The organism is Cronobacter dublinensis subsp. dublinensis LMG 23823, from assembly GCF_001277235.1.
GTDB classification, from domain to species: domain Bacteria; phylum Pseudomonadota; class Gammaproteobacteria; order Enterobacterales; family Enterobacteriaceae; genus Cronobacter; species Cronobacter dublinensis.
Window position 1 is genome coordinate 18,196 of the sequence record NZ_CP012267.1, and the last position, 20,344, is coordinate 38,539.

Sequence of the window (20,344 nt, forward strand, 5' to 3'; positions counted from 1 at the left end):
GGAGTATTACATGGCTATTGATATGTTCCTGAAAGTGGAAGGCGTTACCGGCGAATCCAAAGACGCTAATCATTCCAACTGGATCGACGTGCTTTCTTTTAACTGGGGCGCCGCGCAGCCGGGAAATATGTCGGTAGGCGGTGGCGGTGGTGCCGGTAAAGTTAACTTTCAGGATTTAGCCGTGCAGGCCATTGTGGATAAAGGCACGCCTGCCATTCTTAAATTCTGCGCCAGCGGCAAGCACGTCAATAAAGTCGAGCTTTCCGTGTGTAAAGCCGGTGGTCAACAGGTGGAATATTCAAAAGTCGTGCTGGAGGATGTGCTGGTGACCCGCACCGAATTTACCGGCGTAGGGCAGACCGATACCGTGCTGGTGAATTATTACTTCCAGGCGGCGAAAGTTAACTTCCATTACTGGGAACAATCGAATCAGGGCACCAAAGGCGCTGAAACCAAAGCTGGCTGGGATATTAAACAGAATAAAGAACTCTGATAAAAAAGGAGTGGCAAGATGGCAGAAATTAACTCCATGATAAATGCCCTTCTTTCCGATCGGTCCCACTTTAATGAACAGGAAATACATACCATTATCGACTTCGTGAATGAACTCGATGATGACATGCTGTATCAGTTTGAAAATGCTGAAGAACGCAGCGTGATGTATAGCTATGAGCAATTACTGGCCAGCTCCCGACCTGTTGGCGTCAATAACGGCGGGCGCGATCTGGAAATGGGATTACTTAATTCCGGAACAAATAATACTATCCAGAATAACCGCCAGTTTTTCGACCGGTATAATACCCGCGTTCCTCGCATGGGCGGGCGCGGGGGCAACATTTATAATGAAGCCACTAAAATCAGCTATGATTTTGCCGGTAAAATTATCACAGGGCTCGGCGGGATGTTTGGCGCGTCCGCCGGTGTCGCCGCAACGGTCACATCCGGTAGCGCCGCGGCAAACGCGGCTTCCACGCTGGGCGTGCGCACCGCATTCCTGGCCGCAGGGGGTGTTTGCGGCGTCGTGGGCGGGGTGCTGGTGCTTCTGCGCAATACGTTGTCGGACAGACAGACGGCGAATAACAAACGCTTTCTGGAAACCGTCAAAAAAGCCGTGAAAGTGCGTAATAAAGTGAATAAGTTTTTCGAAGAGACCAATAACAAGGTGGTGAAAGATCCGGCGAAGGCGAAAACACAGCTTGAATCCGGTCTTGCCTCGCACCCGGCCCGCTTCGCGGCAGGGCCTGGCGGCTCAACGGTCTACGCCGATTTGTCGCCAGTGGAAAAGCTCCTCACTGAGGATTTCGCGACGCAGCACTATGATATCCGCTCAAAAGTGGTTATCAGTCGTGGCAATCCGTGGCACATCACGCTCGATACGCTGCGCGGCGGCACTAAGCAGTTTTCTCAGGAAGAGATGACCATCCTGCAAAATATTGCAAGCCGACTATAGCATTCCCTCGCTTGCGGCGCGCCTGTGCCGCAGCCCCCTGTTTCGTTATCTGTTATCCCCGACGGCGGTATAAACCCCGCCCGACGGGGCCTTTTTTCCCTCAGCGATAGTCATGCTCTGCCAGCACGCGTTGCAGCTGCGCCCGTGCGTCACCCTGCAGGCTTTGCAGCGGCTCCGGCAGGCAGGGGGCGGCGACCCGCCCGGTAAGCTCCGCCGCGGCGGCAATCACCCGCAACCCGCCGTGATGGCGAAACAACGCCCACAGGGGTTCGAACGACGCATTCAGCGCGGCGGTTCTCGCCTCGTCGCCTCTTAACGCCGCTTGCGCCAGCGCGCGGCTGTCGTGCGGCCAGAGCCCGGCCGCCACGGAATACCAGGTGTCCGCACCCGCCAGCAGCGCGCTGATGGCTTTAGGATCGGCGCTTGCGCCAATCGTCACCGTGGCGGGGATATCACGCCGCAGTGTCGCTATCTCTTCTCTCATCTGCGCCAGGGTCGTGCCGGACGGGCTGCGCTTAACCGAGCCCACATTCGGCAGGCGCGCCACCGCCTGCAACAGCTCAGGGGTAAAGGTGAAACCGGTGGTGGCCGGATTATCATAAATGCACAACGGCACCGACACGGCGCGGGCCACTCGCTCATAAAGCCGGTATGCCTCTTCCTGGCTGAGCGGCTGATAAGAAAGCGGCGCGAGCAGCAGGCCACTAACGCCCGCGCGCTGGGCATCGTCTGCAATATCCAGCATCTCTTCCAGGCGCAGCGCGCCGATGCTGGTTATCACAGGGATATCGCCTGCGGCCTGCACCGCAAGCGTGGTGACGCGTGCCCGCTGCTCGCGCGAAAGATAAGCGTGACTGCCGGTCGAGCCGAGCGCGGCTACAGAATCCACGCGCGCCGCTGCCAGCGTTTCAATAAGCGATACAAATGTGGTTTCATCCACCTGCCCGTTGACGAGCGGCGTCAGTGGAAATGCGCTAAGACCAGTAAACATGATTCATCCTTATGCGAAGGCGCCGGGAGTCAGCGCGCGAATTTTTTTGATCCCGCCACACAGAGAATAACCCCAAGCGTGATGGCCAGCATCTGCGGGGTGACATGCTCATGAAGCAGCGTTGCGGCCAGGGCGAGGCCCAGAAACGGCTGCAGAAGCTGAAGCTGACCAACCGCGGCGATGCCGCCGGTGGCGAGCCCTTTGTACCAGAAGACAAAACCTATCAGCATACTGAACAGCGAGACATAGCCGAGCGAAAGCCAGGCGGCAGGCGCGACGGCGTGAAAGGTGACGGGCTGCGTGAGCCAGGCGGCCGCGAGCATCACCGGCAGCGCCAGGATCAACGCCCAGCCTATCACCTGCCACCCGCCAAGCTGGCGCGAGAGCGCCGCGCCTTCGGCATACCCTAAACCGCACAGCGTGACGGCGGCGAGCATCAGCAGATCGCCCTGCAACGAGACGGTGACATCGCCCGTAAGCGCAAACCCGGCCACCAGCAGGCTGCCCGCGACCGAGAACAGCCAGAAGGCCGGGCGAGGGCGTTCACCGCCGCGCAGCACGCCAAACAGCGCCGTCGCGAGCGGCAGCAGGCCGATAAACACCATTGAGTGCGCCGAGGTGACGTGCTGTAGCGCCATCGCGGTGAGGAGCGGAAAACCCACCACGACGCCTGCGCAGACGACCGCCAGCGACAGCATCTGACGGCCATCAGGACGCGTCTCCCGGCGCAGCGCCACCAGTAATAATGCCAGCGCCCCGGCGATGGAGGCGCGGGCGAACGTCAGAAAAAAGGGCGAGAAATCGAGGACGGCGATGCGCGTCGCGGGCAGTGAGCCGCTAAAGATAATGACGCCCAGCAGACCATTCAGCCAGCCTGACCATGCGCTCCGGTGTGACGGGTTTTCCATATGACTCTCCTGAAGAAGATAAGCGGCTGACCGCCCGACATTGACTCTGCCCATAGTAGAGCGCTAGATTCAGGACAATCAAAATATTGTCATGGATACATTGCGATGAAAGCGCGCTACAAAACCCTGGTCGATCGTTATGCCGCGGCGATCCGCGGCGGTGAGCTGGCGGCAGGCGCGCAGCTGCCGACGCACCGGCGGCTCGCCTCGGAGCACCATGTGTCTCTTGCGACCGCGACGCGTGTCTACGCCGAGCTGGAGGCGATGGGGCTGGTGAGCGGCGAGACGGGGCGGGGCACCTTTGTACGCGATATCGCGCTGCCGCCGGGGCTTGGAATAGACCAGCACGCCGTGGCGGCGGACGCGCTGGATCTGAGCTTTAACTACCCTTCGCTACCCGGTCAGGCGGAGCTGCTGCGCGACGCCCTGCGCCAGCTCGCTTCGGGCGGCGATATCGAGGCGCTGCTGCGCTATCAGCCGCACGCCGGACGCCCGAAAGATCGCGATGCGATCGCCGCCTGGCTCGCGGGCGCCGGGCTTAACGCCGCGCCGGAAAATGTGCTGGTAGTGAATGGCGCGCAGCACGGGCTCGCCGTTACGGTGATGAGCCTGCTACGGCCCGGCGACGTGGTGGCGGTGGACGCGCTGACCTATCCGGGCTTTAAGGTGGTCGCCAGCATGTATCACATTGAACTGGTGGCCGTGCCGGTTACGCCGCTGGGGCCGGATCTCGCGGCGCTCGAAGCGCTCTGCGCAAAACGCCATATACGGGCTGTTTACACCATGCCCACGCTGCACAATCCGCTGGGGTGGGTACTGACCATGCGCCAGCGCGGGGCGCTGGTAACGCTCGCCCGGCGCTTTGATCTGCTGCTTATTGAAGATGCCCCTTACGCCTGGCTGGTAAAACCCGCGCCGCAGCCGCTCGCGATGCTGGCACCCGAACGAACGGTCTACGTGACCGGTTTTTCAAAAAACATCGCGACGGGCCTGCGCGTCGGGGCGGTGGTCTGCCCGCCGCGCTTTCTCGGCGCGTTCGAGCGCACCATTCGCGCGACCACATGGAACACCCCGGCGATGATGGCCACGCTGGTCTGTAACTGGCTGCGCGACGGGACGGTGGCGCGGTTCGAGGCGCTGAAGCGGCGCGATGCCAGGGCGCGTCAGCGCATCGCCCGGGAGGCGCTGAGCCCGCTGCCGGTGGTGAGCCACCCGTCCTCTTATTTCCTCTGGCTGCCGCTGGCGGAAGGCGTGCGGGCCGAGCAGGTGGCGCAAAAATTGCTGCAAAAGAAGATTTCCGTCTCCACCGCCGCGCCTTTCAGCACCTCGCCGCATATTCCGCACGCTATACGGCTCGCGCTCGGCTCACTTCATCCGCAAACGCTGCGCCAGGCGCTGGAAACGATCCGGGAAACGACGCTTTATGAGGAAAATCTTTAACGCTTTCTCATCCTGCGCCCGCCAGCGGCGCAGGCGTTTTGCTCCCATAATGCCAGACCCGGCGCGGCATGGCGTTAAGCTCTCCGGTACAGCCATATATTGAAATAACGTATAGGACTTTTTGTCTTTATTACTTATGCAGCGCCTGCGCTTAAAAAAAGTCGGCCAGATAAAACATCTGTGATGCACTTCTGTTATGGGTAACGTTATAAATGCATCCGAAAATTCTAAAAAACAGCGTCTGCAAAGAAAAAAAGGAGTTTGTTATAGGCTGTATTTATTCAGGAGGTGTGGATATTGCCTCGCTGAATGATAAAGCGGCCTGTTTTGTCGTCTGGATTAAGGAAAATATTAAAGCGCACCGTTTAATTGTTACTTCTCTGAAATAATTAATGCATTTAATTAAGTGCAGGCCGTTTCCGGATACGTCTGTACGGCCTGTGATTCCCCGTAAGGCACAATTTTCAGCCTGCGTTTTTTATCCCTTAGCCGGCGATTTTTCTTTTTTACCGCAATATCCCTTTACAGTTGCTGCGGCGGGTCGTCTTGTGAATAACCACGACGTGCGTAGCATTTATCGTTGTAACTCACTGTTTTTCGTTCTCTTATTCATCGCAACGATCGCGGTGGCGCGTTGTTATGGAAACCCTTATGGATTTCCGGGCATCTGCCGCCTGAAACTTTACTGTGAAGGAACATGTTATGTCGTCATATCAGGAAGAAATTCCGAAAGCCCGCATTAATTTAAAATTAAGCCTGCATACCGGCGGCGCGCAGAAAAGCGTTGAGCTGCCGCTGAAGCTGTTAGTTACCGGCGATTTCAGCAACGGTCAGGAAAACCGGCCGCTGTGCGAACGTAAAAAAATCGACGTCAATAAAAACAATTTTGACAGCGTGCTCGGCGAATTTGCGCCCGCCGTCAGCCTCGCCGTTGAAAATACGCTCGCGGGGGACGGGCGCGAGGAAAATATCTGCCTGTCGTTTCGCCGGATGAAAGATTTCGAGCCGGAGCAGGTGGCGCGGCAAATTCCCCCGCTCAATGCCATGCTCGCGATGCGTAATCTGCTGCGCGATCTCAAATCGAATCTTCTCGATAACGCCACCTTCCGAAAAGAACTGGAAACCATTCTTAAGGATCCGGCGCTGAGCGAAAACCTGCGCGCGGAACTGGCGGCCCTGGCCCCGAAACACGCCTGAGGCGGACCGGGTAATACGGATCAACGAGAGAAATGCTGATGTCTGTTCAGAACACCCCTTCTTCTGCCGCCGGCAGTGCGCCGGCGCGCGACACCACCGGCAGCGTGTACGCCTCGCTGTTTGACAAAATCAACCTGGAGCCGGTCACGTCCCTGGGCGATATCGACGCCTGGCAGGACAGCCAGCGCCTGGCCGACGCCTCCGCCGGCGAGCGCGTGACCGCCGCGGTGCAGGTTTTCCTTGAGCGCCTGAAGCGCGCCGGCCAGCAGGTTGACCGGCTCGACAAAACGCTGCTCGATCACCACATCGCCGACCTGGACTGGCAAATCAGCCGCCAGCTCGACGCGGTGATGCACCACCCGGCGTTCCAGAAGGTGGAATCGCTGTGGCGCGGCCTGAAACATCTGGTGGACCGCACCGATTACCGCCAGAACGTGCGCACCGAAATTCTGGATATTGCCAAAGAAGATTTGCGCCAGGATTTTGAGGACGCGCCGGAAATCGTCCAGAGCGGCCTCTACTGGCACACCTACACGGCGGAATATGACACCCCCGGCGGCGAGCCGGTGGGCGCGGTGATTTCCGCGTATGAGTTTGACGCGAGCGCGCAGGATATCGCGCTGCTGCGCACGATTTCGAAAGTCTCGGCGGCGGCGCACATGCCGTTTATCGGCGCGGCCGGCCCGGCGTTCTTCCTGAAAGAGAGCATGGAAGAGGTGGCGGCCATCAAGGATATCGGCAACCACTTCGATCGCGCGGAGTACATCAAGTGGAAGGCGTTCCGCGACACCGATGACGCCCGCTACATTGGCCTGACGCTGCCGCGCGTGCTGGGCCGCCTGCCGTACGGCCCGGACACCGTGCCGGTGCGCAGCTTTAACTATGTGGAGGCGGTGAAAGGCCCGGATCACGGGAAATACCTGTGGACCAGCGCGGCGTTCGCGTTCGCCGCCAACATGGTGAGGAGCTTCATCAGCAACGGCTGGTGCGTGCAGATCCGCGGCCCGCAGGCGGGCGGGGCGGTGCAGGACCTGCCCATTCACCTCTACGATCTGGGCACCGGCAGCCAGGTGAAAATCCCGTCGGAAGTGATGATCCCGGAGACGCGCGAATTTGAGTTTGCCGGGCTCGGGTTTATTCCGCTGTCGTATTACAAAAACCGCGACTACGCATGCTTTTTCTCGGCGAACTCGGCCCAGAAGCCGGCGCGGTACGACACGCCGGACGCGACGGCGAACAGCCGCATCAACGCGCGGCTGCCGTACATCTTCCTGCTGTCGCGCATCGCGCACTACCTGAAGCTTATCCAGCGCGAAAACATCGGCACCACCAAAGACCGGCGTCTGCTGGAGCTGGAGCTGAACACCTGGGTGCGGAGTCTGGTGACGGAAATGACCGATCCGGGAGACGCGCTGCAGGCGTCGCACCCGCTGCGCGACGCGAAAGTGGTGGTGGAAGATATCGAGGACAACCCCGGTTTCTTTCGCGTGAGGCTCTACGCGGTGCCGCATTTCCAGGTGGAAGGCATGGACGTCAGCCTGTCGCTGGTGTCGCAGATGCCGAAAGCGAAGCCGTAAGGTTGAGCGGGATGAAAATCTATCGCCCGTTATGGGAAGACGGGGCCTTTCTGGCCCCGCAACAGTTCCAGCAGCAGGCGCGCTGGGAGGCGTATGTCGCGGATACGGTCGCGCGAATGACGCTCGCGCATCCGTGGGGCGTGCTTTGCGCTGAATTTGACGAAGGGGCGCTGGCGCTTTCAAGACTGAACGCCACCCGGCTGGCGGTGCGTTTTGCGGACGGCACGCTGATCGACACCCGTCTTGCGGATAATCTGCCGCCGGCCTGTGATTTACCGGCTGTCGGGGAGGCGTGCGTGGAGGTGGTGCTGGCCCTGCCGCTGATGAACGCCAATGGCGGCAATCTGGATGACGGGCATGACAGCGCGCGCCCGCGTCGCTGGCAGTCCGAACGGGTCACGGTGCAGGAGCTGGCCGGGCATGAGCGCAGCGAACTGGCGGTGTTGCGCCATGCGCTGACGCTTCGTCTTTCGACGCAGGAGAACAGCGCCTGGATGACGTGTCCGGTGACGCGGCTTGTGCGCAATGCGCAGGGGCAGTGGGTGACAGACCGGCGGTTTATTCCGCCTCTGTTATCGCTCTCGGCAAGCCCGGCGCTGACTGGCGATCTCAACGATCTGTTGCACCGCTTGCATGCCAGACGCAATCGTCTGATGGCGATGCGCCGGGAAAGTAACGAACGGATGGCGGATTTCGCCGTCGCGGATGTGTCACTCTTCTGGTTGCTCAACGCGCTGAACAGCGCCGGACCGGTGCTGGCGGAGCTCTGTGAGACGCCATCACGTCACCCGGAACTGCTCTACCGCGAACTCGCGCGGCTCGCCGGTAGCCTGTTGACCTTTTCGCTTGAACATCACGCCCAGGAGATCCCCCCCTACCAGCACGATACCCCGGAAAAGGTGTTTCCGCCGCTGTTTAACCTGCTCGACACGCTGCTGGAGGCGAGTCTTCCTTCCAGAGTCATTGCGATTGAACTCACGCAAGGCGAAGACCGGGAAATCTGGCGAGGAAAACTGCACGACGCGCGACTGCGCGAGGGGGCCGATTTTTATCTCTCGGTCCGCTCTGCGCTGCCGGGCCACGAACTCCAGACGCGCTTCCCGCAGCTGTGTAAAGCCGGCAGCCATGACGATGTGTCCGAGGTCGTGAACATTGCCCTGAGCGGTATGGTCATCAAGCCGCTGAGCCATGTTCCCGCCGCCATTCCGCTGCGCCTCGAAAATCAGTATTTCGCGCTGGATCTCACCACGGATGCCGCGAGATCGATGCTGGAAGCCGGAAATTGCACGTTCTACACGCCGCAGTCGCTGGGTGACGTGAAGCTCGAACTCTTCGCGGTGCTGCGCTCATGAAAAATACTGACCTCGATGTGATTAACAAAACCTTTTATCCGGGCTGGCTGATGGTCAGCCAGCTGCGTAGCGGGCAAGAGGTGAAGGATGGCGACGCGCTGTACCGCCGCGCCTGTCAGTGGGTGAACACGGCGCGGGAGGCGCTGTCGCAGGCCGGTTTCAGCGATGCCAGCGTTGAGCGAATGCTGTACGCGTATTGCGCGCTTATCGATGAAAGCGTGCTGCATCGCGACAGGCAGGATGACGGTTATCGCAAATGGCGTCAGGACCCGCTGCAGGCGCGGTTTTTCAGCACGCTGAATGCCGGGGAAGATCTCTGGGAACAGATCCGCCTCCTCCTGCGCGAGCCCGCGCCGGACAGCGCGGTGCTCACCTGTCTGTACCGGACCCTGCAACTGGGGTTTGTTGGCCAGTATCGCGCTCAGGATGACGAGCGACGTGAGGATGTGGTGCGTGAACTGAGCGCGCGGGTGGCGCCGTTCGCGCTGACCGAAGACGCGCCGGTTGTCGCACGTGCGCCCCGGCGACACAGCGGACGTCGCCTCTACTGGCTGGGCTGGGGAGCGGGCGTCGTGGCGCTGATAGCGCTGTGGTTTACGCTCAGCGCCACGCTGGCGCATCAGGTCGCGCAAGTGACAGGGCAGGGATGACGAATGCGTGAACTCAACAGCGCGCTTCTGACCATGCTGGCCGCGGTACTGGCATTGTGGCTGGCACTGGGGTTCTGCCCGGTTTCCGCCGGGAGCCGCGTCGCGCTCGCCGTCTGCATCCTGTTAATGTGCGCCGCCGTGCTCTGGCGGCAGCGGCGGGGTTATCTGCGCCGCCAGGCGCTCAGCACGCCGAAAACGCAGGAGGGCCTGCCGCCGGAAGATTTCCAGGGGCCCGTGGTGCTGGTTTGCGGCGACACGGCATCGCTGTTTACGCCTGATGCACGCTGGCGCGAAACCCGCCAGGGATGGTATCTGAACGTCCCGGATGCCGGGGAACTGCCGGCACTGGCGCAGCGTTTCGCCGCCGGGCGTCCGGCGCTGGTGTCTCAGATTTCGGTACTGCTGGCTGTGGTGCCGGAACAACATACCGATGAAGAATGCTTTACCCGGTCACTGCGGGAATGGCGCAGAAGTATTACGCAGTGCCGCACCTGGCTTAACGGTTTGCCGCCGGTCTGGAGTGTCGCCTGGGTCAACGCGCCGCAGGAGCATGAGCACGCGCTGTGGTTTACCGCCACGCCTGAACTCGCAGGCATTCGGGCGCGACAGGCCGGGCATGTCGCGCAACCCGTCACCGACTGGCAGCAAGAAGCGTACAGCGCATTCCGGCTGTCCTGCGTGCTGTGGCTGGATAGCATGCTGCGCTTTACCTCGCGGATGGTCGCTTGCGAACTCAACGTCCGACAGCAGGCGCTCGCCCCTCTTAACCTTTGCGCATCAGGCGTCTGTCTGACGCCGGTGACAGCGCTTGCGGATAACCTCTGGCAACGGCAGATAGCGGGTATCACCACGCTCTCCCCTGAACCCGGCCCGCACGGCGGGTTATTACCCCTGCCGGACCTGCTGCTGGCCTCCCTGCCGTGTCGCCACGGCGTCAGCCGTCGAATGAGCGAGGCGCGTCTGGCGGGGCTTATCGCGTTCATTTTTCTGGCACTGGCAATGCTCGCCTCCTTTATCAACAACCAGCGGCTGGTGCGGGACACAGGCGATCATCTCGCGGTCTATCGCCAGCTCAGCGGGCAGCCTCCCGGCCCCAAAGCGCAAGCGCAGCGCCATCTGCGCGCGGACAGCCAACGGCTGGATGAGTGGCTGCGTCGCGGTGAACCGCTGCGCTACGGGCTGGGCCTGTATCAGGGGATGAGGCTGATACCGCCGCTGGAAGCCGCCATCAGTGACTGGACGCCGCCGCCTGCGCCAGTCAAAACCCTTGCCGCCGCTCCGCAGACGGTGCGCCTCGACAGCCTTTCGCTCTTTGACACCGGCCAGTGGGTGCTGAAACCCGGCTCCACAAAGGTGCTGGTGAACGCCCTGGTGGGCATCAGGGCGAAGCCCGGCTGGCTGATTGTGGTGGCGGGCCATACCGATGACGTCGGCGACGAGCGCGCCAACCAGCAGCTGTCGTTTAAACGCGCGCAAGCGGTGCGCGACTGGATGCGTGATACCGGCGACGTTCCGGAGCGCTGTTTTGCGGTGCAGGGCTACGGTGAAAGCCGCCCGGTCGCCAGCAACGCCACCGCAGAGGGGCGGGCGCAAAACCGCCGCGTTGAAATTCGTCTGGTGCCGCAGGCGGACGCCTGTCAGGCACCGGACATCCCCCTGCCGCCCTCACAGGATGAGCGCGGCAATTAACCTTAAATGGAGACAATCCAATGGCAATTCCTGTTTATCTTTGGCTGAAGGACGACGGCGGCGCGGACATCAAGGGTTCCGTTGACGTGAAGGATCGCGAAGGCAGCATCGAGGTGGTGGCGCAGGAACACACCCTGTACATCCCGACCGACAACAACACCGGCAAGCTGACCGGCACCCGCATCCACACGCCGTTCCTGTTCACCAAAGAAATCGACGCCTCCAGCCCGTACCTCTACAAGGCGGTCACCACCGGCCAGACGCTGAAATCCGCCGAGTTCAGATGGTATCGCATCAACGACGCGGGCCAGGAGGTGGAGTACTTCAACACGAAACTGGAGAACGTGAAGCTGGTGAAAGTGGCGCCGCTGATGCACGACATCAAGGAGCCTTCCAAAGAGAAGCACAACCATCTTGAGCGCATCGAACTGCGCTACGAAAAAATCACCTGGACCTACAAGGACGGCAACATCATTCATTCCGATTCGTGGAACGAACGCACTACCGCCTGACCCCCTGGCAGACGGGCAACCGTCTGCTTTTTTTGCAAAGCGTTCTGCGGGGCGCTTTGCAAAAAAGGATCTGAATCAACCGCCCTGTGCGCTACGGGTAAAAGCGACGGGCGGTAGCATGCCTGCGGGCATCTCAAGGAGCGAACCCATGGAACATCAGTCTGCTGTATTACTGCGCCGTTTAAATCCCTACTGCGCCCGCGCGCTGGAGGGTGCCGCGAGCCTCTGCCAGGCCCGCGCGCACGCGGAAATCCTGCCCGAGCACTGGGTACTTAAGCTGCTGGAGCAGGGCGAGGGCGACCTGACGGTACTGGCGCGCCGTTATGAGTGGGATATGGACGCCCTCTGGCAGGATCTGCTGGCGTTTCTTGACCCTCTTCCGCGCGCCGTCAGGGGTCGCCCGCAGCTCTCTGCCGCCGTGGAGCTGCTGCTGAAACAGGCGTGGCTGTGCGCGTCTGTCGAAGGCAGCGAACAGATCCGCAGCGCGCATCTGCTGGCGGCGATGATCGAGACGCCGAAACTGCTCGCCTGCGACGGGCTGTGGCCGCTGCTGACGGTCGGAAGCCGCCAGCTTGAACGGCTGCGCGGGCTGCTGGACGCGCAGTCAGAAGAGCGAACGCAGGCGCAGCAGCCAGTCGGGTTGCCGATGACCGGCGAAGAACGCCCGGCGGCAAGCCCTGACGCTTTCACGGAAAACCACGGTGACCTGAACCCGGCGCTGCAGAGCGCGCTGGAGAAATTCACGGTGGACATCACCGCAAGAGCGCAGGCGGGCGGCATCGATCCGGTATTTGGCCGCGATAATGAAATTCGCCAGATGGTGGATATTCTCTCGCGCCGTCGCAAAAACAACCCGATCCTGGTGGGCGAGCCGGGTGTCGGCAAAACCGCGCTGGTGGAAGGGCTGGCGCTCAGGATAGCCGAGGGCAACGTGCCGGAAAGCCTGAAGCCGGTGCGGGTACGCACTCTCGATCTCGGTCTGCTGCAGGCGGGCGCGGGCGTGAAAGGCGAGTTTGAGCAGCGGCTGAAAAACATTATCGACGCGGTACGCCAGTCGCCCGTGCCGGTGCTGCTGTTTATCGATGAGGCGCACACCATCATCGGCGCAGGCAACCAGGCGGGCGGGGCGGATGCGGCCAACCTGCTGAAACCTGCGCTTGCCCGCGGCGAGCTGCGTACTATCGCGGCCACCACCTGGAGCGAGTACAAGCAGTACTTCGAGCGTGACGCCGCGCTGGAGCGCCGTTTCCAGCGGGTGTCCGTGGACGAGCCGGACGACGATACCGCCTGCCTGATGCTCAGAGGTCTTAAACCCCGCTATGCGGCGCATCACGGCGTGCACATTACCGACGAGGCGGTGCGCGCCGCCGTGACGCTCTCAAGACGCTACCTGACCGGCCGCCAGCTGCCGGACAAAGCCGTGGATCTGCTGGATACCGCCTCGGCGCGCGTGCGCATGAGCCTCGATACCGTGCCCGAACCGCTGACGCAGATGAAAGCGCAGCTAACCGCGCTGGGCATGGAAAAACAGGCGCTGCTGGAGGATATCGCCGCGGGCGGTCCCGCGCGCGACGAGCGGCTCGCGGCCATCGAACAGGACGAGATCCGCCTTATTCTGGCGCTCGATAGGCTGGAAGCCCAGTACGGCCAGGAGCTGGCGTTAACCGGGCAACTTCTGGCCTGCCGTACCGACCTTTCCCGGCACGCGGAGTCAGCGGCGCTCCGCGAGCAGCTGGTCGGGGTACAGCAAGGCGCTCCGCTACTGGGGCTGGATGTGGACGCGCGTACCGTGGCGACCGTCATCGCCGACTGGACCGGCATACCGCTCTCGTCGCTGATGAAAGATGAGCAGACCGAACTGCTGTCGCTGGAGCAGTATCTCGCTAAACGGGTGGTGGGCCAGGACGTTGCGCTGAATGCCATCGCGCAGCGGCTGCGCGCCGCCAAAACCGGGCTTGCGCCGGAGAATGGCCCGCAGGGCGTGTTCCTGCTGACGGGCCCGAGCGGCACCGGCAAAACTGAAACGGCGCTCGCGCTGGCGGATGCCCTGTTCGGCGGGGAAAAAGCCCTGATCACCATTAATCTCTCGGAATACCAGGAGCCGCACACCGTCTCGCAACTTAAGGGCTCGCCGCCGGGGTATGTCGGTTACGGTCAGGGCGGCATCCTTACCGAAGCGGTTCGCAGGCGACCTTACAGCGTGGTGCTGCTTGATGAAGTGGAGAAGGCGCACCGCGACGTCATGAACCTCTTTTATCAGGTCTTCGATCGCGGCGTCATGCGCGACGGCGAAGGGCGCGAAATCGATTTTCGCAACACGGTCATTCTGATGACATCCAACCTCGGCAGCGACCACATTATGCAACTACTGGAGGCGAGCCCGGAGGCCACGGAAGCCGACCTTCACGAGCTGCTTCGCCCGCTGCTGCGCGACTACTTCCAGCCTGCGCTGCTGGCCCGTTTTCAGACGGTGATCTACCGGCCGCTTGCTCAAAGCGCGATGCGCGCCATCGTTGAGATGAAACTCGGCCAGGTCAGCGAGCGCCTGACGCGGCATTACGGCATGGAAACCACGCTCAGCGACAGCCTCTGTGAAGCGCTCACGGCCGCCTGTCTGCTGCCGGACACCGGCGCGCGTAACATCGACAGTCTGCTTAACCAGCAGATCCTGCCCGCGCTCAGCCAGCAGCTACTCACCTGCATAGCCGCCGGGCAGACGCTGAAGCATCTGACGCTGGGGTGGAGCGACGAAGAGGGCGTGGTGATGGAGTTTGACGCATCACCGCAAGAGGGCGCCATACGATGAGTCTGACTGACACCTTCACAGATTTACTCGCCACTACGCTCAACCGCTATCAGCTGGATATTCCCTCCTGTACGGCGCCTCTGGATGTGGAGGAATTCAGCGGCAGGGAAGCATTAAGCGAGCTTTATGACTACCAGATTATCTTTACCAGCCCGGATAACGATATTCAGGCCGGACAGTTAATCAGTAAACCTGCCACGCTGACGATGGGCGGAGGGCTGCTGGAATGCCTTGCGGAATGCAGACGCGTGCACGGCGTTGTGACCACGTTTGAACGCATCAGCTGCTCAGCCGATCAGGCGACGTATCTGATAAACCTCGCGCCCTTTCTTGCCCTGCTCGATAAACCGTTTCGCACGCACCGCTTTTTCGTGAACCAGTCGGTGCCCCGGGTCGTGGAGCAGATCCTCCGCGAGCATCACCTGCATGACTGGGAGTACGAATTTATTCTCAGGCAACCGTACCCGAAGCGTGAGCAGATAAACCAGTACCACGAAAGCGACCTCACGTTTATCCGGCGTCTTCTGGCGGAAGTGGGAATATTTTATTACTTCACGCTGCAACCGGACGCGAAGAGCGAAGTGGTGCATTTTGTCGATGCGCAGCGGGGGCTGCTGCCGGGTAAAACGCTGCCGGTCAACAGCCCGTCCGGCATGAGCGACAGCGGGGCCGACTCGGTGTGGGGGCTGAAGGTTGCCCACCATGTGGTGGAGGCCAGCGTCACGACCCGCGATTACAACCACCGCGAGGCGCAGGCGGTATTGCAGTCGGCACCGGCGGACATGACGCGGGGCGACGGCGAGGGCAGCACCTTTGGCGACGTGTATCACTACCGGCTGCGGCACCTGGTGCGCGGCGACAAAAATGAGCCGGCCACTGAGACCGCCAACTTTTACGCCCGCCTGGACCATGAGCGCTTTCTGGCGAACCAGACGCAGATAACCGGCAACAGTACGGATGCCAGCCTGGCGCCGGGGCAGATACTGACGGTTATCGACACCGTGCCTTCGTGCCTGCCGTCGCCGCTGCAGGCGCCGGTGCTCATCACCGGAACCGGATTACGCGCCAGCCGTCAGCATGCGCTGCACGTGGATATCATGGCCGTGCCCTACAGCGAGACGCTGTGCTGGCGGCCGCCGCTGCTGCCGCGGCCTAAAGTGGCAGGCACCATGACGGCCCGCGTGACCAGCGCGAAGCCCGGAGATATCTACGCCTGGCAGGATGCGGCCGGGCTGTACCGGGTGAAGTTCGACGCCGACCGGGATGACAAATCGCCGGGGCAGGAGAGTATGCCGGTGCGCCTCGCGAAACCCTATGGCGGCGATCTCTACGGCTTTCACTTTCCGCTGATACAGGGCACCGAGGTGGCCATCGGCTTTCACGAAGGCGACCCGGACCGGCCCTATATTGCCCATGCGCTGCATGATTCGCGTCATGTTGACCCTGTGACGGAAAAGAACAGCACACGCAACGTTATCCGCACACCCGCCAACAACAAGCTGCGCATGGAGGACAAGCGCGGCGAGGAGCATATCAAGCTCAGCACCGAGTATGGCGGCAAGACGCAGCTGAACCTCGGACATAATGTGGATGCCGGACGGACATTACGCGGCGAGGGCGCGGAGCTGCGCACCGACAAATGGGTGAGTGTTCGCGGTGGGGCTGGCGTATTTATTACGGCGGATAAGCAACTGCTGGCGGGCGATAACATGCTCTCCATGAAGGAGGCAATTGCCCAACTGGAGAATGCGCTGAGCCTGGCCCGGAACCTGTCTGATGCGGCGGAAACGGCGGGCGCGCTGCCCGCTGATCTTCAGAGCCAGGTGAAGCTGTCAGAGTCCCTGAAAAATCTTGCGCAACCGGGGATGGTGCTGAACGCGCCGGAAGGTGTGAGTATCACCAGCCCACGGGCCGTCCGCATCGCCTCCGGCAGCGCCAGCGTGGGGATCATGTCGCAACTGAACACGGACATCAGCGCGCTGAAGCGCTTTACGGTGGCTGCAGGGGAAACGGTGAGCATGCTGGCACAGAAGGCCGGAATAAAGCTGTTTGCGGCGAAAGGTAAAGTGGAGATACAGGCGCAGGATGATGCGCTTGACGTTATGGCGAAACAGGATATCAGCGTAACCAGTACGGAAGGGAAGGTTGAAATTACGGCGGCAACAGAACTGATCATTAATTGTGCCGGCGCTTATATTAAAATGAGCGGCGGTAATATTGAGCTGGGGGCGCCGGGTAATATTTTGATGAAATGCCTTAATGTACAGAAAATAGGGCCCGCGATGCTGAACACCGCCACGCATGAGTTTCCGCTGGGATATGGAGGGAGCTATACCCTGAAGGATGAAGAAGGGAATAGTATCCCCAATGCCGAATATAAAATCACCACAGCCGGCGGCCAGGTTTTTACCGGCATCTCTGATGAAAAGGGCAAAACCATGCCAGTTAACACATCCATGCCGAGCAGGATAAATATCGAGGTACTGGGTACCAGTAAAACAGCAGGGAGCGATGAAGCATGACGGAGTATCACGGATGGGAAACGAGTGACGGTGAGCATTTAACCGATATAAAATGCTCTGAGAAAACCATTGTCTGCAAACGTAAACCGGTTATCAGTATTACTATTACTGTCGGGATGTTTTTTGATGGCACCGGGAACAATTTTTTTAATACAGATAAACGTCTTTTGAAGAGCTGTACTCATCTTAATGTTGGTCTTATTAAAGAGGATGTCGAGCTTTGTGTCGAAAAGCTGGGAATGAGTGCAACGGGGAGCGGCAGCTATATGGGCTACTATTCAAACGTGCACTGGCTAAATACGCTTTATTTGAGAGATAACCAAATTACAGATGAGAAATCACGTTATCAACGTGCAGTTTATATTCAGGGTATCGGCACGCAGAAAGGCAAAGAAGATAGTCTGTATTCCCTGGGGACGGGGCAATTATCCGAAGGTGTGGTAGACAAAACCGATGAGGGCATTGCTCAGATTGCATCTGAAATAAGTGGTCTTTTTGAGGAAAACAATGACATATCATTCGCCATTGAAAAAATTCAGTTCGATATCTTTGGGTTCAGCCGGGGGGCCGCGGCAGCACGCCACTTTGCCAATCGTGTCAGAAACAATGATGAGGCTGTACAACAGGCCATCAAGGAGGGGCTGCAGGGGCGAAAGCAGCATGGCAAACCAGCCGGTGAAGTCAGGTTCCTGGGGTTGTTTGATACCGTTTGTGCGGTAGGATGGGATCCGCACGATGGTAATAATCCAGGCATAGCTCTGGATTTGCCAGAGGATATTGCGCAGAAGGTTTTCCAGATAACGGCGATGCATGAATGTCGCCATAATTTCAGCCTTAACAGTATTAAGGAATCCTGGCCAGAGCTGGTTCTGCCTGGCGTGCATTCGGATATCGGAGGCGGTTATAACCCAGAGGAGCAGGAATATCTTTTTTTAACAAAGCCCCGCAGCGAGACCGTAAGAGACGATATTCTTCCCGAAAATACGGCGGTTTACCGACAGGCTGAGGCTGAAATACCTGTTCTGAAAAACTGCCCCAATCTTCATCCACTTCTGGCTAACGGTGAAGTAAAAACCGAGACCTGGTATGACTATCTGATCAATCCTGACAAGAAGCGTGCGGGAATAACGGAAAAGCGCACAGGTGCCGCTGTGACGTTGAAACGTATCGTCTCCAATGACTGGAGTAAAGTTAGTTTACGGGTCATGTTAGACGCAGCGAAAGAAGCTAGATGTGAATTCAAAGAAATCGAACCCACAAATGAAAAATTAAGCTTGCCAGCCGAACTTGAGTTTTTGAGTGAAAAAGCAATTTCTCAAGGAAAGGCGATAAGAATTGGCAGAACATTTACTCCATTTACATCATCAGAACTTCAGTTAATAGGGAAATATATACATTGTTCCGCCCACTGGAACCCGGTTGCTTTTAAGACGGTCTGGCTCGATGGCAAAATGATTAAAACCATTTATGGCGCAGTAAACGCGGTCGAGTTATTCGGTTTTCTCAACCGTCCCTGCACCGGGTGGCACCGTTCCGTATGGAATATGAAAGGAGAAAAAGCATGAAATTAGCCGCTATATTAATTCTGGCATCAGTTTCCCTTGCTGGTTGCAGTAAGCCTGCGAATCAAAGTGAAATCAAAGCCCCTTTTGATGAGTGGTATTTTACGTTTGCAACCCCCAAAGCGCTGCCCGCTCAGGTTACCCTTGTTAAAATAATTGATGTCAATGGGTACGGTATGGTGTTCCGCACCATAGACCAGCCCCAGGGGGAAAGTGTGGGCCACTGGGACCAGCACGCAGGGGTGGGCACCTCTCCGTTTAATAAAGCTGAATCTCCTCCACGGGCAATGTTATTTTGCTGGGATTCCATTATCGATAAGAAGGTTTATGAAACTACACTGATATTCCACGATGAAACATGGCAAAAGATGCTAACTACGGAGGCCAGTAACTACAGCCCGAAAAAAACGTATTTCTTCCGATTTATGGTTATTGGCCTTGCGCCTGAAGGGAAAGTGAGGGTCTGGCTGAAAAATAATGGCCGCCCTAATCTTGAACAAACGAAAACCAAAATAATAACCGTCTCCGGGAAAGAGCTGGATATGTGCAAAAATATTACAGAAAGTGATTTTTCTAAAGGGTACAGTAATACCACTAAAGAATTTATAGCAGGGAAAGTTTATCCTTATGGCTCTTGGTGAATCATTTGTTTTATAGGTTAATTTTTATTAAATAAAAACATCATTATATATATGAGCCTTGAATTGACACCATTTTTTGAGGGAATTAACCTACTGTTGATGTTGAGTGTATTTACTGCCCCGCCCACTGGAACTTGGTTGCTTTTAATTCGGTTTGGCTCGATGGCAAAACGATTAAAACCATTTATGGCGCAGTAAACGCGGTCGAGTTATTCGGTTTTCTCAACCATCCCTGCACCGGGTGGCACCGTACCGTATGGAATATGAAAGGAGAAAAAGCATGAAATTAGCCGCTATATTAATTCTGGCATCAGTTTCCCTTGCAGGTTGCAGTAAGCCTGCGAATCAAAGTGAAATTAAAGCCCCTTTTGATGAATGGTATTTTTCATTTTCAACCCCCAAAGCGCTGCCCGCACAGGTCACCCTTGTTAAAATAATTGATGTCAATGGGTACGGTATGGTGTTCCGGACAATAGACCAGCCCCAGGGGCAAAGTGTGGGCGGCTGGGATCAGTACGCAGGACAGGGGCCCTCTCCGTTTAATAAGACCGAATCCCCTCCCCGGGCAATGTTATTTTGCTGGGATTCCATTATTGACAAGAAAGTTTATGAAACTACGCTGATATTCCATGATGAAACATGGCAAAAGATGCTGACTACGGAGGCCAGTAACTACAGCCCGAAAGAAACGTATTTCTTCCAGTATATGGTTATTGGTCTTGCGCCTGAAGGGAAAGTGAGGGTCTGGCTGGAAAACAATGGCCGCCCTAATCTTGAACAAACGGAAACCAAAATAATAACCGTATCCGGGAAAGATCTGGATATGTGCAAAGGGGTAACCAGTAGTAACTTCAGCTATGGATATGATGAGGATATAGTAGAGTTCATAAAAGGCAAAAAATATCCTTATGGAAGCTGGTGAACTGTGTTCTCTGGGAGAAATATGTTAGCTGAGGATAAACTTTGTTCTTGTTTATTAATTTGATTGTCCCTTCTTGTAAATTCAGCATACTGGAACCCGGTTGCTTTTAAGACGGTCTGGCTCGA

The 20,344-nt window shown here is 58.4% G+C and carries 16 protein-coding genes; 14 read left to right on the plus strand and 2 right to left on the minus strand.

What is annotated here, in order from left to right; translation table 11 throughout:
- Positions 1-10: 10 nt before the first annotated feature.
- Both AFK67_RS20635 and AFK67_RS20640 read left to right on the plus strand, forming a co-directional pair.
- Positions 11-493 (plus strand): Hcp family type VI secretion system effector, encoded by a 483-nt coding sequence (locus AFK67_RS20635; RefSeq protein WP_032967471.1) that lies wholly within the window; start codon positions 11-13, stop codon positions 491-493.
- A gap of 18 nt (positions 494-511) precedes the next feature.
- Positions 512-1,450, plus strand: a complete 939-nt coding sequence (locus AFK67_RS20640) for a hypothetical protein (RefSeq protein ID WP_007727600.1) — start codon at positions 512-514, stop codon at positions 1,448-1,450.
- Between the two features lie 100 nt (positions 1,451-1,550).
- Here the strand turns inward: AFK67_RS20640 and AFK67_RS20645 are convergent, their stop codons facing one another.
- Both AFK67_RS20645 and AFK67_RS20650 read right to left on the minus strand, forming a co-directional pair.
- The gene (locus tag AFK67_RS20645; RefSeq protein ID WP_007727610.1) at positions 1,551-2,441 is read right to left on the minus strand and encodes a dihydrodipicolinate synthase family protein; all 891 of its coding nucleotides are present in this window, start codon (positions 2,439-2,441) and stop codon (positions 1,551-1,553) included.
- Between the two features lie 29 nt (positions 2,442-2,470).
- A complete protein-coding gene (locus AFK67_RS20650) occupies positions 2,471-3,349 on the minus strand; it encodes a DMT family transporter (protein WP_038885118.1) in 879 nt (292 codons plus the stop codon).
- Positions 3,350-3,454: 105 nt separating this feature from the next.
- Between AFK67_RS20650 and AFK67_RS20655 the strand changes: the two genes are divergently transcribed.
- From AFK67_RS20655 to AFK67_RS20710, 12 genes are all read left to right on the plus strand, one after another.
- Entirely contained in the window at positions 3,455-4,789 is a 1,335-nt protein-coding gene (locus AFK67_RS20655) for an aminotransferase-like domain-containing protein (protein ID WP_007727619.1), read from the plus strand.
- 702 nt (positions 4,790-5,491) lie between these two features.
- Positions 5,492-5,986 carry a type VI secretion system contractile sheath small subunit gene (gene tssB / locus AFK67_RS20660; protein WP_053532926.1) on the plus strand — a complete coding sequence of 165 codons (495 nt, stop codon included), beginning with the start codon at positions 5,492-5,494 and terminating at the stop codon, positions 5,984-5,986.
- A gap of 32 nt (positions 5,987-6,018) precedes the next feature.
- The gene (gene tssC / locus AFK67_RS20665) at positions 6,019-7,563 is read left to right on the plus strand and encodes a type VI secretion system contractile sheath large subunit (protein ID WP_053532928.1); all 1,545 of its coding nucleotides are present in this window, start codon (positions 6,019-6,021) and stop codon (positions 7,561-7,563) included.
- Between the two features lie 11 nt (positions 7,564-7,574).
- Positions 7,575-8,915 carry a type VI secretion system baseplate subunit TssK gene (tssK, locus tag AFK67_RS20670; RefSeq protein ID WP_032966520.1) on the plus strand — a complete coding sequence of 447 codons (1,341 nt, stop codon included), beginning with the start codon at positions 7,575-7,577 and terminating at the stop codon, positions 8,913-8,915.
- Positions 8,912-9,565 carry a type VI secretion system protein TssL, short form gene (gene tssL / locus AFK67_RS20675; RefSeq protein WP_038884979.1) on the plus strand — a complete coding sequence of 218 codons (654 nt, stop codon included), beginning with the start codon at positions 8,912-8,914 and terminating at the stop codon, positions 9,563-9,565. Before tssK ends, tssL begins: the two co-directional genes overlap by 4 nt.
- A gap of 3 nt (positions 9,566-9,568) precedes the next feature.
- Positions 9,569-11,254, plus strand: a complete 1,686-nt coding sequence (locus AFK67_RS20680; RefSeq protein ID WP_038884983.1) for an OmpA family protein — start codon at positions 9,569-9,571, stop codon at positions 11,252-11,254.
- 20 nt (positions 11,255-11,274) lie between these two features.
- Positions 11,275-11,766: an Hcp family type VI secretion system effector gene (locus AFK67_RS20685; protein ID WP_007717541.1), complete on the plus strand. Its 492-nt coding sequence runs from the start codon at positions 11,275-11,277 to the stop codon at positions 11,764-11,766.
- 148 nt (positions 11,767-11,914) lie between these two features.
- Positions 11,915-14,572, plus strand: coding sequence for a type VI secretion system ATPase TssH (tssH, locus tag AFK67_RS20690; protein WP_038884987.1), 2,658 nt, complete (start codon positions 11,915-11,917; stop codon positions 14,570-14,572).
- The gene (locus AFK67_RS20695; RefSeq protein ID WP_007712521.1) at positions 14,569-17,094 is read left to right on the plus strand and encodes a type VI secretion system Vgr family protein; all 2,526 of its coding nucleotides are present in this window, start codon (positions 14,569-14,571) and stop codon (positions 17,092-17,094) included. Before tssH ends, AFK67_RS20695 begins: the two co-directional genes overlap by 4 nt.
- Positions 17,091-18,659, plus strand: a complete 1,569-nt coding sequence (locus AFK67_RS20700; RefSeq protein WP_007712522.1) for a T6SS phospholipase effector Tle1-like catalytic domain-containing protein — start codon at positions 17,091-17,093, stop codon at positions 18,657-18,659. Before AFK67_RS20695 ends, AFK67_RS20700 begins: the two co-directional genes overlap by 4 nt.
- Positions 18,656-19,297, plus strand: coding sequence for a DUF2931 family protein (locus tag AFK67_RS20705; RefSeq protein ID WP_032966447.1), 642 nt, complete (start codon positions 18,656-18,658; stop codon positions 19,295-19,297). The genes AFK67_RS20700 and AFK67_RS20705 overlap by 4 nt, the downstream gene beginning before the upstream one ends.
- Before the next feature lie 280 nt (positions 19,298-19,577).
- Positions 19,578-20,219, plus strand: coding sequence for a DUF2931 family protein (locus AFK67_RS20710; protein ID WP_007712525.1), 642 nt, complete (start codon positions 19,578-19,580; stop codon positions 20,217-20,219).
- The last annotated feature ends 125 nt before the right edge of the window (positions 20,220-20,344 follow it).